Raw genomic sequence first — 15,871 nt, forward strand, 5'->3', positions numbered from 1 at the left:
AATTAGCAATAATCTAACACTAATTCGCCGTTGCTAAATGGGAGTATGATTTGCCCCATAGCCCTTTGGGGGAACCAAAGTTGAAGTCTCCCAAAATTGGGGGATTTAGGGGGTTATCAGGGATGAAGTTGCTTAACGATTCATACATTGCAGCAATGCCTCTAAGCTAAAATGAGGCTACCTCCGCAAACCTCACTAGCTATGACCTACACCCCGCCTAAACTGCTAACTTTTGAGGAATTTATAGCCTCATACGGGGATAACCCGCGCTATGAACTCATTGATGGAGAACTACGTGACGTGGAACCTACAGGTCCTCATGAAGAAGTTGCAGGAAGCACTGCTGGTAGAATCTATGCGGAAATTCTTCGTTCTAATTCACATTGGTTAATCCCCAAAACATGTTTAATTAAGCCACCCGCTGCTTCAGCAACAGCGCTGCGTCCAGATGTCATAGTTTTAGATAGAACAAAGCTTAGCACCGAACCACTGTGGCAAAAAGAACCGATAATTTGTAACGGCAGTACAATGTGCCTCTGTGGTTCGTTCACTAAAAAACTTGATTCGTGATAAAACGCTATTTTGATGTATTGCAGCTATTATGGGGTGCAGCGATCGCCGCTGAATTGGAGTACCGCGTTAACTTTGTTTTGGCTACACTAACAAGCCTTGGTAATCTTGCAGGCAGTTTATTTAGTCTGTTTCTGTTTTACCGTACAGGTTACACATTCCAAGGATGGGCGTGGGAAGAAGCGCTGATTGTACTTGCTATCTTTACTATGTTACAGGGTGTTTCCAGTACCTTCTTGGCTCCCAACCTCAACAGCATCGTTAAGCACGTTCAGCAAGGTACATTAGACTTTATCTTACTCAAGCCAATCAGCAGTCAGTTTTGGCTTTCTAGCCATACCCTTTCACCTTGGGGATTACCTGATATCATCTTTGGCTGCATTCTCATTGGTTACGCTGGTGGAATATTAGGCTTAACACCACAAGATTACTTACTAAGTGCAGTTCCTTTGCTATTTGGACTTGCTAGCCTCTACAGCCTGTGGTTTATGCTAGGCGCTACTAGTATTTGGTTTGTCAAAATCTACAATGTTACAGAAGTTCTTAGAGGCTTGCTAGAAGCTGGTAGATTTCCCATTGTTGCTTATCCTGTTGCTTACCGCTTTTTCTTTACTTTTATTATTCCAGTAACATTTTTAACGACAGTTCCCGCAGAGGCGATGTTAGGGCGTGTTGAGTTAGGTTGGTTAATTGGTGCGGGTGTACTTGCATTAGCTTTGTTATATATTGCTAGAATTTTCTGGAATTTTGCACTGCGTTTTTACACAAGTGCTTCTAGCTAAATGGAAACGATATGCAGATTCGTCCTGCTACACCTACTGATGTCCCCGCAGTCTTGCCAATGGTTGCATCTATCTGCGCTCTGCACGAAACTTGGGATAGTGCTAAATATGGCTTTTTACCCAACCCACAACAGCGTTATGAGCAATGGTTAACTGCGCAAGCTAAAAGTGACAAAAGTATCTTCTTAGTAGCTGAGGATGCGCAAACAGGGCACTTGGGAGCTTTTTTAGTTGGTACTGTAGAGCGAGAAATTCCGATTTATCGACTGCGCGAGTTTGGCTTTATTCACGATTTGTGGGTAGAACCACAGTATCGTCATGCTGGAGTTGCTAAGCAGATGGTGATGTTGGCAATAGAACATTTTCAACGTATTGGAGTTAAGCAAATTCGGTTGGATACTGCTGCGGTGAACGAGGCGGGGCAAAGGTTATTTAGTGCGTGTGGTTTTCGGGTGAGTACTGTAGAGATGTTGATCGAGTTGACATGATGACACAGGAGGTTGGCACTGCCAAATCCTTACAGTGATGTATCGAGAATTCATCGCAAGATAGAGGTATTCAAGTTGGAGTTTTGATCACTTAGGGAAAGTATCATTGCCCATTCTGTTAGGAGAGTACCGATGCAAACAACACAACTCGGAAATACTAATGTGACGATCAGCGCGATCGGTTTAGGGGGAATGCCGATGTCTTTGAGTAGCAGACCTCCAGAGTCACAAGCTATTGAGGTGATTCATCGTGCTTTGGATTTGGGTGTAATGCTGATTGATACGGCGGATTCTTATTGTCAGGATGAGTCAGATAAGCACCACAATGAGCGATTGATTGCTAAAGCTTTACAACAGTATGAAGGCGATACAAGTAAGGTGACAGTTGCAACTAAAGGTGGCTTGATGCGACCAAATGGTGACTGGACGCGTAATGGTAATCCAAAACACTTGCGCGAGACGATTCGAGTAAGTTTTGAAGCTTTGGGTGGCAAGAAACCAATTGATGTTTGGCAATATCATTCGCCCGATCCTGACTACACGATCGCAGAAGCACTAACACCCGCTAAAGAGGCTGTGAAATCCGGATTAATCCGCTTTGTTGGTGTTTCTAACTTCTCGGTAGAACAAATTAAGCAGGCGCAGGATGTTGTGGAGATTGTCTCGGTACAAAATCAGTACAATCCTTGGCATCGTCAGCCAGAATTTGATGGGGTATTGGAATACTGTCAGAAGGAAGGTTTGACGTTTCTACCTTGGAGTCCACTCGGTGGAAGTCGTCGCGTCAGTCGCTTAGAAGATATTGAGGCGATCGCAAATCTCGCTAAAGAAAAAGATGTATCAGTTTACGCAATTGTCTTGGCGTGGTTGCGCGCTAAGTCGCCGTGTATTGTGCCCATTCCTGGTGCAAGTAAAGTTGCAAGTATAGAAGACTCAGTGCGATCGCTCGATGTCACTTTATCAGAAAGTGAAGTTCAGCAAGTAGACCAAGCTTCGGCTTAAAAGTCATGGAAAGGGGAATTCCCTTTTCCTCGCTTACACTCCAAAACTATAAATCTTTTGCGTTGCTAACTGATTGCAAACTGTCGAAGGTGATTGATTGACATCTAACTTTTGCCGATCTAACTGTACTTGCAAGTTAGCTAAGGGATCGCTACCTGAAGCAACTAAAAATTCTAGTTGGCGAATGTGGGGCAAAGTAACTAAATCATCCAAAATATGCGCGATCGCTTCTACATAAGGATGACTACCATTATGATACCAGTCCGGTGCAGCGAGATTTGCTTGATCTAATCCTAAATGAACGGTCAGTGAAGGTTTGCCAAAAAGAGCGATCGCCACTGGTCTTGCTTCTTCTTGTAGCAGCAAGTTGTGTGTTTTGACAATATGCCGCACTTTCTCTAATCGTTCATAACGTTCGGTTACAGAGTTTGGTTCATCGCGCCAGTGAATTGCAACAGTGACAAGATAAGTCTGTAACAACATATGACCTAGCTTTTGGGCTTTGGTTGCTAGGTAATTTGAATTGTAGTCTGTCGCTTCAATTAGCAAAGGTAAACGATCGACGACTTCCAAACCATAACCCTTCAAACCAGCGATCTTACGCGGATTATTAGTAATGAGGCGAATTTGATGTATACCCAAGTCCATCAACATTTGCGCCCCCATACCGTAGTTGCGCAAGTCAGCAGGAAATCCTAAACGTTCGTTTGCTTCGACGGTATCCAAACCCATGTCTTGCAACGAGTAAGCTTTTAGCTTATTAATTAGTCCAATTCCTCGTCCTTCTTGCCGTAGATAAACGACAACACCACTGCCCGCATTTTCAATCATTTTCAAGGCAGCTTGCAATTGCATCCGACAGTCACAGCGCAACGAACCTAAAGCATCACCCGTTAAGCATTCCGAGTGCATCCGTACCATCACCGGCTGATCTTCAAAAGTGGCAGGGTCGCCTTTAACAATTGCAACGTGTTCGGAGTTATCGAGTGTGTGGCGGTAGCCGTAAATTTGGAAGTGACCAAACTGCGTAGGCAACTGAGTTACTGTTTCACGACGAATCAGGCGATCGTGCTTCAGGCGGTAACTAATAAGATCCGCAATACTAATAATTTTTAAATCGTGGCGCTTGGCATATTGAACCAACTGTGGTAGACGTGCCATCGAGCCATCACTGTTTTGAATTTCGCAGATCACTCCTGCTGGGTATAGTCCTGCTAAACGCGAGAGATCCACCGCAGCCTCAGTATGACCCGCCCGTTTTAGCACACCACCTTCTCTTGCCCGAATTGGAAAAATATGACCAGGACGGCGTAAATCTTCAGGTCGTGTTTCAGAATTGATTGCTACTTGAATTGTGCGGGCGCGATCTTCTGCGGAAATCCCTGTACTCACACCTAAATGTGGCGCAGCATCAATACTAATCGTAAAAGCAGTTTGGTTAGTAAATGGAGTATTGTGACTTTCTGGGATGGGGATGGTACTGACCATTAAAGGCAAATCTAATTCATCCAAGCGATCGCCCATCATTGCTAGACAAATTAACCCCCGCGCTTCCACCGCCATAAAATTAATCGTACTCGGCGTGGCAAATTGCGCGGCACAGATCAAGTCACCTTCATTTTCTCGGCTTTCATCATCTACCACCACGAGACAACGACCAGCTTTGAGGTCTGCTAATGCTGCTTCTATCGAGTCAAACTGAAACGGATTTGAGGTGGTTTTGGGCTGCTGCACAGATAAGTAAACCGTAAACTTTTTTAAAGGAAACTTTTCCTTGATTGTAGCTCTAGATTGGAGTTATGAGTTTTGAGTTTAAGAGAGTTATGAGTTTTGAGTTAAGAAAATTCTTTTAATTCAAAACTCACCCCTCACCCCTCAACGCCAGTTTGCTCAACGGAGGACACCTCCGCACGCAACTGGCTCCTCCTCGCCCCTTTTCCATAAATCTGCCAAAATTGATGCGCCTAAGATTCAGTTTTAGTACTACAATGCAGCGAAAGCTAATTAATTTTTACCCATTTGTAAGTGTATAGGAATTTTGCATCATGGGCGATATGGGGCGCGTTTCCGTCGGAATTGTGGGCGCTTCAGGCTATGGCGGGGTGCAGCTAGTACGACTTCTGCAGGATCATCCTGAAGTCGAACTCGTGTATTTAGGTGGCGAGAGTAGTGCGGGCAAAACCTTTGCAGACCTCTATCCGCATCTGGCGCATCAGGTTGATCTCGCAATTGAACCAGTAGAACCAGAAACAATTGCGGCCCGTTGTCAGGTGGTATTTCTGTCGCTGCCAAACGGTCTTGCCTGTCAAATCACACCCACTTTAATAGAAAAAGGATTAATGGTACTTGATCTGAGTGCCGATTATCGATTTTTTGATTTAGAAACCTATAAAAACTGGTATGGTATTGATCGCAGCGATCGCCAAATCGCAGCTACTGCGGTTTATGGTTTACCCGAACTATATCGCGATCGCATTGCTGATAGCCAACTCATCGGCTGTCCTGGGTGCTATCCCACTGCAAGTTTATTGGCACTTGCTCCCCTACTCAAGCAAGGGTTAATTGTTCCAGAAACTGCCATTATTGACGCTAAATCTGGGACTTCAGGTGGCGGACGTCAAGCAAAAACAGGGTTATTACTTGCAGAAGCCGATAACTCCTTAGCAGCATACGGCGTAGCACGTCACCGCCATATTCCAGAGATCGAGCAAATTTGCAGCGATTTGGCTGGTCATGAAGTGATGGTACAGTTTACACCTCATCTGATTCCTATGGTGCGCGGCATTTTGGCAACAGTGTATGCAACTTTACGCGACCCAGGGTTAGTACGCGATGACTTGATTACGATTTTTAGAGCCTTTTATCGTAATTGCCCTTGGGTCACAATTTGCGCAAGTGGCGTTTATCCGCAAACAAAATGGACGTGTGGTAGCAATCTATGTTACATCGGCATTGAAGTCGATCAACGCACAGGTCGAGTTATCGTCATGTCCGCAATTGACAACTTAATCAAAGGTCAAGCCGGTCAAGCAATTCAGTGTCTAAACATCATGATGGGCTGGGAAGAAACGCTAGGATTGCCAAGACTAGCATTTTATCCGTAAGAAGGGGTGAGTGATGAGTGACTAGTGGCGCTTTGGCTAGTGAAAGAGTTTTGAATTGTGAATTTTGAATTAAAAGACTTTTTATAACTCATAACTCAACACTCTTAACGAGTAACTCATAACTCAACACTCAACACTCACCTTTTACCCCTATTTTGGTCCCATACCTACAGTACCGGCATAAACTGCGCGATCGCTAAGTTCATCTTCGATGCGTAGTAGTCGGTTATATTTTGCCACTCGTTCGCTGCGACAGAGGGAACCTGTTTTAATTTGACCGGCACGGGTAGCTACGGCTAAATCTGCGATCGTCGTATCTTCGGTTTCTCCCGAACGATGACTAATCACTGATCGCAAGCCATTACGCGTCGCTAGGTCGATTGTTTCCAAAGTTTCAGTCAATGAACCAATTTGATTGAGTTTAATCAAAATCGCGTTACCAGCTTTTTGTTCGATGCCTTTTTGTAAACGCGTGGGATTTGTCACAAACAAGTCATCACCAACTAATTGGGTGCGCTCTCCAATTTTCTGTGTTAATAATTGCCAATGTTGCCAATCTTCTTCGTGCAAACCATCCTCAATCGATACAATCGGATACTGCGCAGCTAATTCAGCAAGATAATCAACTAACTCTGTTGGCGTGTGAACTGCGCCATCATAAACATACTGACCATCTTTGTAAAACTCACTTGCAGCAACATCGAGTGCTAAGGCAACTTCATCTCCTGGTCTATAGCCTGCTTTTTCAATTGCTGCTACTAACAATTCCAGTGCTACCTGATTTGACTCCAAGTTAGGTGCGAAACCGCCTTCGTCACCCACCCCTGTTAATAAACCTTTACTGTCTAAAACCTTACTCAAGGTCGCAAACACTTCAGCACCCCAGCGCAATGCTTCTCGAAAAGAAGGCGCACCGACTGGAACAATCATAAATTCTTGAAAATCGATATTGTTAGCCGCGTGCGCCCCACCGTTGATTACGTTCATCAGAGGTACAGGGAGTAAATTGGCTAAAGGTCCTCCCAAGTAGCGATATAAAGGTAATCCCAAGGACTCAGCACCCGCTTTGGCAGTTGCGAGGGACACTGCTAATATTGCATTCGCACCCAAATTTGCCTTATTCGGCGAACCATCCAAGGAGATCATCGTGCGATCAACCAGTTCTTGGTTCAAAGCATCCAAATCCATCAACTCTGGGGTAATTTTCTCTTTGACATTTTCGACAGCTTTAAGTACTCCTTTCCCACCGTAACGACTTTTATCGTCATCACGTAGTTCGTGAGCTTCAAAAGTCCCTGTTGACGCCCCACTTGGCACTTGAGCAATTCCAGCAACACCACTGATTAAGTGCACCTCAGCTTCTATGGTCGGACGTCCCCGCGAATCAAGAATTTCTCTGGCGACAATGTTTTCAATTGCAGTCTCTAAAGTGTCAATCATCCTCTCTAGCACCTCAAGTTAATTATGGGTAATGAGAAAGCCGTTAGCACTTAACAGAATAAAAGCTAATCGCTAATGGCTAACAGCTCAGCGCTAAGAATTACCAGCTTTGCTAATTTATTGATGCTACGGTCAAGCTTGATAGTTAGGATAGGGGTTTAGATCACTTTTTCAGTTTAAAGATGCGATTCTGGCAATAAGTTCTATCCTCCTGGCTTTGAGTGCACTCGTTGCATCACTCCTCTAGACGTAGTTGCTTCGCTCTTTACAATGGAAAAAGGTTATTAGGAGATTGTCATGAGATTACTACACACAATGTTGCGCGTTGGTAACTTGGAAGAATCCCTGAAATTCTACTGTGATATTTTAGGCATGAAACTGCTGCGGAAAAAAGATTATCCTGGCGGCGAGTTTACGCTAGCATTTGTCGGTTACGGCGATGAATCAGACAATACAGTGTTAGAACTCACGTATAACTGGGGTACAGAGCAATATGACTTAGGCGATGCTTATGGTCATATTGCCATTGGAGTTGATGATATTTATGGCACTTGCGAGGAAATTAAAGCCCGTGGTGGTAAAGTTGTCCGCGAACCTGGACCAATGAAGCATGGCTCTACTGTGATTGCGTTTGTAGAAGACCCTAATGGGTATAAAGTAGAACTAATTCAACTGGGTACTCAAGGATCTCCTGAACAAAAGGTAGAACAGCCACAGTTAGTATCTCAGTAATACTTGTACAGCAATGCCTAGAAAGTGGTGGAATACTTGGTACTTGTTTGGAATCATCAGTTGGGCAGCTTTGACCTATGCTACACCAGTTAGCGCAAATGGTATGACTCAGCCAAACCCCTGTAATAGAGATGGTTGTAGTACAAAGATTCCACCTGAAAATAAAGTTGTGGAAGCACCGATGACATATGTTCCTGCTGTAAGTGAGTTAGTTGATGAGATAGCACCGACTGATTGGGAAGTGCAAGCGATGCTTTCGCTAGCTTCTCGCTACGGCGTTTTGCTTGGTTTTCCCGATCGCACTTTCAGGAGCGATCGCCCAGTAACACGCTACGAATTTGCAGCAGCTCTTCATCAAGTTCTCAATCAAGTCAACACACTGATAGCAAATGAAGCAGCTGGGCAATTTAGTCAGGAAGATCTCATTACATTACAGCGGTTACAACGCGATTACAACTTAGTATTGCAAGAAATCAGAACTCAGCTTGACACGCTGAGCGATCGCACAAACGAGTTAACATCTACCCAGTTTTCTACTACAACAAAACTCAATGGCGAAGTCATTCTGGGATTTACCGATGGTACAAATGCGAATGCTACAGTAGTTTCAAGGCAGCGACTCAATTTATTCACCAGTTTTTCGCCTCAGGATTTACTATTGACGCAACTCGAAGCAGGTAATCGAGGACAAGATTCGATCTCTGTCGCGCACAACCGCGAACAAAATCTTTTGGGAACAAGTGGTTTACTGGCTGATGGTGGTGGTTTAGAGTACACAGAAATTGATGAGACTCTAAGTTTACGTAGACTTTATTACACGTTTCGTCCGAGTGCGGACTTAGCAGTTACACTAGGAGCAAAAATGTCTCCTAGCGATTTTATTGACCGCAATCGTTCGGCAAATAATCCCGCCGTTGATTTTAGTTCCAGCTTTTTAATTAATAATCCACTGATTGTCCAAAATCAAATCGACCGTGAAGGTGGTGCAGGGGCAGCTGTTGCTTGGAACATTAATGGTAGTGCATTCACAGTGCGATCGCTCTATATTGCGGCAGATGGCAATCAACCCAACTCGACAACCCCTACTCAAGGAGGATTGTTTTCCGATCGCTATCAAGGCAGTGTGGAATTGGAATATTCTTCTCGTGCTAACTTAGCTGTACGACTGCAATACACTAACGCTGTGATTAACAATACCGATATTCAAGCAGCAGGGATCAACGCTGAATACGCTTTCAATCGCAATGCTGCGGTCTATGGACGTTTTGGCTTTGGCAGCTATCAAGGCTTCAATACTGCTGTTAATCAAGAACTTGACCTGAATCCTACCTCGTGGGCAGTTGGTTTAACAGTACGTAATTTAGCGATTCCTGGAACAATTGCAGGAATCGCTTTTGGTCAGCCTTTTATTGAAGACGATCTAGGTAATGCTACTCAAACGAACGTCGAAGCATTCTACAATTTGACTCTAAGCGAAAATATTAGTGTTACTCCCGCCGTGCAACTCGTAAAACACGCAAATAACGACCGTTCCAGCGGCACTATTTGGCAAGGTACTCTGCGCACAGTATTTTCTTTTTAATTTATTAAATCTCCAGTCTAAACGCCCAAATCGTAAATCGTAAAAATGCAGCCTACCGATCCTAGTAAGTTCACTGATAAAGCTTGGGAAGCCATCGTTCAATCGCAAGATGTTACCCGCCGCTTTCAACAACAGCAGATGGAAGTCGAGCATCTAATGATCGCCCTACTGGAAGATCAAAAAGGGATAGCACACAGGTTTCTCAATCGAGCTAATGTAGAAGCGCCACAAGTTCTACAACAACTCGAAGCCTTTACAAAACGCCAACCTAAGTTTTTGGGAAAACCTGACCAACTGTATCTCGGTCGTGCACTAGATGTCATGCTGGATCGTGCTGAGGCGGCTAGAGTGACAATGGAAGACAGTTTGATTTCGGTTGAACATTTTTTGTTAGCCTTTGCAGATGATGAACGCATTGGTCGCCGTTTATGCAGAGGTTTGAACTTAGATAAAGCAAAGTTAGAGGCTGCAATCAAGGCCGTCAGAGGAAGTCAGAAAGTTACCGATCCTACTCCTGAAGCGCGTTATGAAGCTCTAACAAAATATGGTCGTGACCTGACAGAACAGGCAAAAGTAGGTAAGCTTGACCCAGTAATTGGACGCGATGATGAAATTCGGCGGGTTATTCAAGTGTTATCGCGTCGTAGTAAAAATAACCCTGTTTTAATTGGGGAACCAGGAGTAGGCAAAACGGCGATCGCTGAAGGTTTAGCGCAACGCATCATTAACGGCGATGTCCCCGAATCACTCAAAAATCGTCAACTGATTGCGCTCGATATTGGTAGTTTGATTGCTGGTGCTAAATATCGTGGTGAATTTGAAGATCGCTTGCGTTCAGTATTGCGCGAAGTCACTGAGTCCAACGGTCAAATTGTCTTGTTTATTGACGAATTGCACACTGTCGTTGGTACTGGTGGAACGACACAAGGCGCAATGGATGCAGGGAATTTACTCAAACCAATGCTGGCAAGAGGCGAACTGCGCTGTATTGGAGCAACAACTTTAGACGAATACCGTAAATATATTGAAAAAGACGCGGCTTTAGAACGCCGTTTTCAGCAAGTTTTTGTCGATCAACCCTCAGTCGAAACGACTATATCAATTTTGCGAGGATTAAAACAACGCTACGAAGTGCATCACAGCGTAAAAATTACCGATTCAGCCCTCGTTGCGGCAGCGACACTTTCCAATCGTTATATCAGCGATCGCTTCTTGCCCGATAAAGCAATCGATTTAGTCGATGAAGCAGCAGCACAACTAAAAATGGAAATTACCTCGAAGCCATCCGAGGTTGAAGCGATTGATCGACGGCTGATGCAGTTGGAAATGGAAAAGTTATCGGTTGCAGGTGAAGATCAACGTGAGGCTAAAAATCGCGAACGGTTAGAACGTATTGAGCAAGAAATTACTGCACTCAAAGCAAAACAACAAGAACTCAACTCGCAATGGCAAGGTGAAAAGCAGTTACTCGATGCTATTAGTGCTTTAAAGAAAGAAGAAAATGCACTGCAAGTTCAAATTGAGCAAGCTGAACGAGCGTATGATTTGAATAAAGCAGCTCAACTTAAATATGGCAAACTCGAAGGAGTCCGCCGTGATCGCGAAGCGAAAGAAACAATGCTAATCGATCTACAAGCGCGTGGTTCGACATTGCTGCGTGAAGAAGTTACCGAAGCCGATATTGCAGAAATTGTTGCCAAGTGGACGGGAATCCCAGTTAATCGCTTGCTCGCATCCGAACGGCAAAAGCTATTACAACTTGAAAGTCACTTACACGAGCGCGTTATCGGGCAATCTGAAGCTGTATCAGCGGTATCAGCAGCAATTCGCAGGGCGAGAGCTGGAATGAAAGATCCTGGTCGCCCTATTGGTTCTTTCCTGTTTATGGGACCTACAGGAGTGGGTAAAACTGAACTCGCCCGTGCTTTGGCAGAGTTTCTCTTTGATTCGGATGATGCTTTAGTTCGTTTGGATATGTCTGAGTACATGGAGAAACATTCAGTCTCCCGTTTGGTAGGAGCACCTCCAGGGTATGTTGGATATGAAGAAGGCGGTCAACTTTCAGAAGCAATTCGTCGCCGTCCTTATTCAGTTGTACTATTTGATGAAGTCGAAAAGGCTCACCCAGATGTTTTTAATATCTTGTTGCAAGTCCTTGACGATGGACGCATTACGGATTCGCAAGGAAGATTAGTCGATTTTCGCAACACCGTGATTGTGATGACGAGTAACATTGGTAGCGAACATATTTTGGATGTGTCTGGTGACGACAGTAAGTACAACATTATGCACAAACGTGTCCTCGATGCGTTGCGATCGCACTTTCGTCCTGAATTTCTCAACCGCGTTGATGACATTATTCTGTTCCATACACTCAACCGTAGCGAACTTGGACAGATTATTCGCATTCAACTTAAGCGCGTTCAAAAGCTCTTAGCCGAACAAAAACTTGGTTTGGAGTTGACCCCGAAAGCTGAAGCATACTTAGTTGATGTTGGCTACGATCCTGTTTATGGTGCTCGTCCTTTAAAACGTGCAATTCAACGCGAACTTGAAAATCCACTCGCAACTAAGTTATTAGAAAATGCTTTTGATGAGGGTGACACAATTTCAGTTGACTACATAGACAATAGTCTTTCCTTTGTTGCTAAAGAAAAAGCTAAAACTCATCGCTCAGTACTTACCGAAGCAACTCGCAGTACTTAATACACTCACAAAACGAATGCTAAATAGGCTCTGTGTAAAACCACGGGTCTATTTTTTTGTCTATTTGAGCAAAGCAGTTATTATTTGTTTGACATTTTCACTAAATATTTAGAAAAAACACTCATTGTTCACGCATTCTTTACGGTTCCATTGATAACCTCCGCATTAGTATAGGTACGTAGAAAGCTGACTTTACAAACTCGCTGAGCTGTATAAAAAGATATAGGAAAAGCTATGAAAGCGGTAATACTGGCAGGGGGATTAGGAACAAGGATAAGTGAAGAGACAACAATCAAACCAAAGCCAATGGTAGAGATTGGGGGAAAGCCAATCTTGTGGCACATCATGAAAACATATGCAGCCCACGGAATCAACGACTTTATTATTTGCTGCGGATACAAAGGATATGTGATTAAAGAGTATTTTGCCAACTACTTTCTGCACATGTCAGACGTGACATTCGACATGCGGTTCAATCAAATGAACGTGCATTGCGGCTACGCCGAACCGTGGCGAGTCACCTTAGTAGACACAGGCGAATCCACAATGACAGGCGGACGCTTACGGCGAGTCAAAGAACACGTGGGAAATAGCACATTCTGCTTCACCTACGGAGATGGAGTCAGCAACGTCAACATCACGCGCTTAATCGAATTCCACAAACAACAAAAACTACAAGCCACCCTAACAGCAGTCCAACCACCAGGAAGATTCGGAGCAATCTGCTTAGCAGAAGAACAAACACTCATTACGTCATTCAAAGAAAAGCCAGGAGGAGATGGGGCGTGGATTAACGGCGGCTACTTCGTACTTGAACCAGAAGTGATCGACTACATCGCCGACGACAGCACAGTGTGGGAACAACAGCCGCTCGAAAAACTAGCACACTTAGAGCAACTATCAGCATACAAGCACGACGGTTTTTGGCAACCAATGGACACACTGCGAGACAAAAACTATCTCGAAGAGTTGTGGAAAAAAGGCATTGCCCCCTGGAAAGTGTGGTAGTACGGCAACCAAAACACAACAGCAGACATCATTAACAAACACTCATTACAACATGTACGACTTTGCAATCATTGGTGGCGGGATCGTCGGATTAGCAACCGCACTCGCAGTTGGCAAACGCTACCCCACAGCAAAAATCGTTGTCATCGAAAAAGAAACCACACCAGCCAGCCATCAAACAGGCAACAACAGTGGTGTGATTCACTCCGGCATCTACTACAAGCCAGGCAGTTTCAAAGCAAAATTCTGCCGCGAGGGCAGTCGCTCGATGGTGGAATTTTGCTCTGAACATAACATTGCCCACGAAGTCTGCGGCAAAGTGATTGTAGCAACACATCCTGAAGAACTACCACGGCTAGAAAACCTCTATCAACGAGGGCTAGACAACGGCTTAGAGTTAGAAAAACTCACAAGTGAACAAGTCAGAGAAATTGAACCGCACGTGCAGTGCAGTGCAGGCATTCGCGTCTTCACCACTGGCATAGTCAACTATCGCCAAGTGGCACAAAAATACGTTGAACTCGTCACAAATCAAGGTGGTGAATTGCACTTAGGCACCAAAGTTACCAAGATAGAGACGCGCACTGATGTGACAGTGCTGAGTACAAACAAAGGCACAATCTCAACGCGTTATCTGATTAACTGTGCTGGACTATTTAGCGATCGCATTGCCCGTCTGGGACAAACAAACCCGCAAGCTCGTATTGTACCGTTTCGGGGTGAATACTATGAATTAGTACCCGAAAAGCGCTACTTGGTCAAGCACTTGATTTATCCAGTGCCGAATCCGAATTTCCCGTTTTTGGGAGTACATTTCACGCGCATGATTGATGGTAGCGTCCATGCAGGTCCGAATGCAGTGTTAAGCCTCAAACGCGAGGGATACCACAAAACGGATGTCAATTTGCGCGATTTAACTGAGGTGCTGACTTATCCAGGCTTTTGGAAGTTGGCAGCCAAACATGCCGATGAAGGTATCAAAGAGATGATTCGTTCGGTATCTAAAGCGGCGTTTGTCAAGAGTTTGCAGCAGTTGATTCCCGAAGTCACAGCAGATGATGTCGTGCCTACCCATGCGGGGGTAAGGGCGCAAGCTTTGCAAAATGATGGCAAATTGGTTGATGACTTTTTGATTGTGCCAGGACAACGCGCACTTCATGTGTGTAATGCTCCTTCTCCGGCAGCGACTTCTTCAATTGAAATTGGTCAGGCGATCTCTCAAGCTATTCCATCTCAATCTCATCTTGAATCTACACTCGTTCACGTTTAGGTTTTTTACTTATGAAAATTCTTGTTACTGGTACTGAGGGGTACATCGGATCTTTATTTGCTCCGCTATTGTTGCAGCGCGGACATGAGGTGTTAGCAATTGATACCGGATTCTACAAAGCTGGTTGGTTATACAATGGCACTACAGCAACAGCGAAAACCCTCAACAAAGACATTCGCCAAATTACAATTGAAGACTTGCAAGGTGTAGAAGCCATCGTTCACATGGCAGAGTTGTCGAACGACCCTACTGGACAACTTGCACCTAATATCACTTATGAAATAAATCATAAAGGTTCTGTAGCACTTGCTAATTTAGCCAAAGCAGCAGGGGTAAGACGCTTTGTGTATATGTCGTCATGCAGTGTGTATGGTGTCGCCACAGGCGTTGATGTCACTGAAGAGTCTCCAGTCAATCCGCAAACTGCTTATGCTGAGTGTAAAACGCTTGTCGAGCGAGATGTACAAGCCTTGGCAGATGACGGTTTCTCGCCGACATTCATGCGCAATGCTACAGCATTTGGTGCCTCACCGAGAATGCGCTTTGATATTGTCCTCAACAACCTCGCTGGACTTGCTTGGACGACCAACGAGATTAAGATGACCAGTGATGGCACTCCTTGGCGTCCTTTAGTTCATGTGTTGGACATCTGCAAAGCAATTATCTGTGCACTAGAAGCACCGCGGGACATTGTACATAACCAAATTTTTAATGTTGGGGACACGGCACATAACTATCGCGTCAAAGAAGTGGCAGAAATTATTGCAGATGTGTTTCCAGGATGCCAAGTTAGCTTTGGTGACAATGGTGCCGACAACCGCAGCTACCGTGTCTCCTTTGAGAAGATCAACACTCAACTACCAGGCTTCAAATGTGAGTGGGATGCTGTGCGTGGCGCACAACAGCTATACGACTTGTTTAATCTGACGGATATGTCAGAAGAAACCTTTTTATTTCGAGGTTTCACTCGCTTAAAACAATTGGAATACTTAATGCGCACGCAACAAATAGATAAAGATTTCTATTGGAGAAAAGCATGAAATTTACTCAAACACCTCTCAAAGGTGCATACATTATTGACATAGAAGAAAAACCCGATCATCGTGGTTTTTTTGCCCGCACCTACTGCGCCGAAGAATTTGCGGCACACGGACTAAAAGCAACAGTGGCACAATGCAACTTGTCGT

At 44.5% G+C, this 15,871-nt stretch carries 14 protein-coding genes; 12 read left to right on the forward strand and 2 right to left on the reverse strand.

Features of this window, described 5'->3' with window-relative positions; translation table 11 throughout:
• Positions 1–201: 201 nt before the first annotated feature.
• The 4 genes from IQ230_RS21735 to IQ230_RS21750 all read left to right on the forward strand — a co-directional run bounded on the left by IQ230_RS21735 (position 202) and on the right by IQ230_RS21750 (position 2,842).
• Entirely contained in the window at positions 202–570 is a 369-nt protein-coding gene (locus IQ230_RS21735; protein WP_228055222.1) for a Uma2 family endonuclease, read from the forward strand.
• A complete protein-coding gene (locus IQ230_RS21740) occupies positions 570–1,352 on the forward strand; it encodes an ABC transporter permease (RefSeq protein ID WP_193934341.1) in 783 nt (260 codons plus the stop codon). The genes IQ230_RS21735 and IQ230_RS21740 overlap by 1 nt, the downstream gene beginning before the upstream one ends.
• 11 nt (positions 1,353–1,363) lie before the next feature.
• Positions 1,364–1,840: a GNAT family N-acetyltransferase gene (locus IQ230_RS21745; protein ID WP_193934330.1), complete on the forward strand. Its 477-nt coding sequence runs from the start codon at positions 1,364–1,366 to the stop codon at positions 1,838–1,840.
• Positions 1,841–1,972: 132 nt separating this feature from the next.
• Entirely contained in the window at positions 1,973–2,842 is an 870-nt protein-coding gene (locus IQ230_RS21750; RefSeq protein WP_193934331.1) for an aldo/keto reductase, read from the forward strand.
• 33 nt (positions 2,843–2,875) lie between these two features.
• Here the strand turns inward: IQ230_RS21750 and ribBA are convergent, their stop codons facing one another.
• Entirely contained in the window at positions 2,876–4,576 is a 1,701-nt protein-coding gene (gene ribBA / locus IQ230_RS21755; protein WP_193934332.1) for a bifunctional 3,4-dihydroxy-2-butanone-4-phosphate synthase/GTP cyclohydrolase II, read from the reverse strand.
• 311 nt (positions 4,577–4,887) lie between these two features.
• Between ribBA and argC the strand changes: the two genes are divergently transcribed.
• Positions 4,888–5,946 carry an N-acetyl-gamma-glutamyl-phosphate reductase gene (gene argC / locus IQ230_RS21760; RefSeq protein WP_193934333.1) on the forward strand — a complete coding sequence of 353 codons (1,059 nt, stop codon included), beginning with the start codon at positions 4,888–4,890 and terminating at the stop codon, positions 5,944–5,946.
• Positions 5,947–6,096: 150 nt separating this feature from the next.
• Here argC and eno read toward each other — a convergent pair whose 3' ends face one another.
• Positions 6,097–7,386 (reverse strand): phosphopyruvate hydratase, encoded by a 1,290-nt coding sequence (gene eno, locus IQ230_RS21765; protein ID WP_193934334.1) that lies wholly within the window; start codon positions 7,384–7,386, stop codon positions 6,097–6,099.
• Positions 7,387–7,683: 297 nt separating this feature from the next.
• Between eno and gloA the strand changes: the two genes are divergently transcribed.
• The 7 genes from gloA to IQ230_RS21800 all read left to right on the forward strand — a co-directional run.
• Entirely contained in the window at positions 7,684–8,118 is a 435-nt protein-coding gene (gene gloA, locus IQ230_RS21770) for a lactoylglutathione lyase (RefSeq protein WP_193934335.1), read from the forward strand.
• Positions 8,119–8,131: 13 nt separating this feature from the next.
• On the forward strand, positions 8,132–9,700 hold the full coding sequence (locus IQ230_RS21775) for an iron uptake porin (protein ID WP_193934336.1): 1,569 nt from the start codon (positions 8,132–8,134) through the stop codon (positions 9,698–9,700).
• A gap of 45 nt (positions 9,701–9,745) precedes the next feature.
• The gene (gene clpB, locus IQ230_RS21780) at positions 9,746–12,406 is read left to right on the forward strand and encodes an ATP-dependent chaperone ClpB (RefSeq protein ID WP_193934337.1); all 2,661 of its coding nucleotides are present in this window, start codon (positions 9,746–9,748) and stop codon (positions 12,404–12,406) included.
• Between the two features lie 234 nt (positions 12,407–12,640).
• The gene (rfbF, locus tag IQ230_RS21785) at positions 12,641–13,414 is read left to right on the forward strand and encodes a glucose-1-phosphate cytidylyltransferase (RefSeq protein ID WP_193934338.1); all 774 of its coding nucleotides are present in this window, start codon (positions 12,641–12,643) and stop codon (positions 13,412–13,414) included.
• Between the two features lie 52 nt (positions 13,415–13,466).
• Positions 13,467–14,684 carry an L-2-hydroxyglutarate oxidase gene (gene lhgO, locus IQ230_RS21790; RefSeq protein WP_193934342.1) on the forward strand — a complete coding sequence of 406 codons (1,218 nt, stop codon included), beginning with the start codon at positions 13,467–13,469 and terminating at the stop codon, positions 14,682–14,684.
• A gap of 11 nt (positions 14,685–14,695) precedes the next feature.
• A complete protein-coding gene (locus IQ230_RS21795) occupies positions 14,696–15,724 on the forward strand; it encodes an NAD-dependent epimerase/dehydratase family protein (RefSeq protein ID WP_193934339.1) in 1,029 nt (342 codons plus the stop codon).
• Positions 15,721–15,871: dTDP-4-dehydrorhamnose 3,5-epimerase family protein (locus tag IQ230_RS21800; RefSeq protein ID WP_193934340.1), on the forward strand; the 151-nt coding region annotated here is incomplete at its 3' end. The genes IQ230_RS21795 and IQ230_RS21800, both read left to right, overlap by 4 nt.

This window comes from Gloeocapsopsis crepidinum LEGE 06123 (genome assembly GCF_015207655.1).
Lineage (GTDB): Bacteria > Cyanobacteriota > Cyanobacteriia > Cyanobacteriales > Chroococcidiopsidaceae > Gloeocapsopsis > Gloeocapsopsis crepidinum.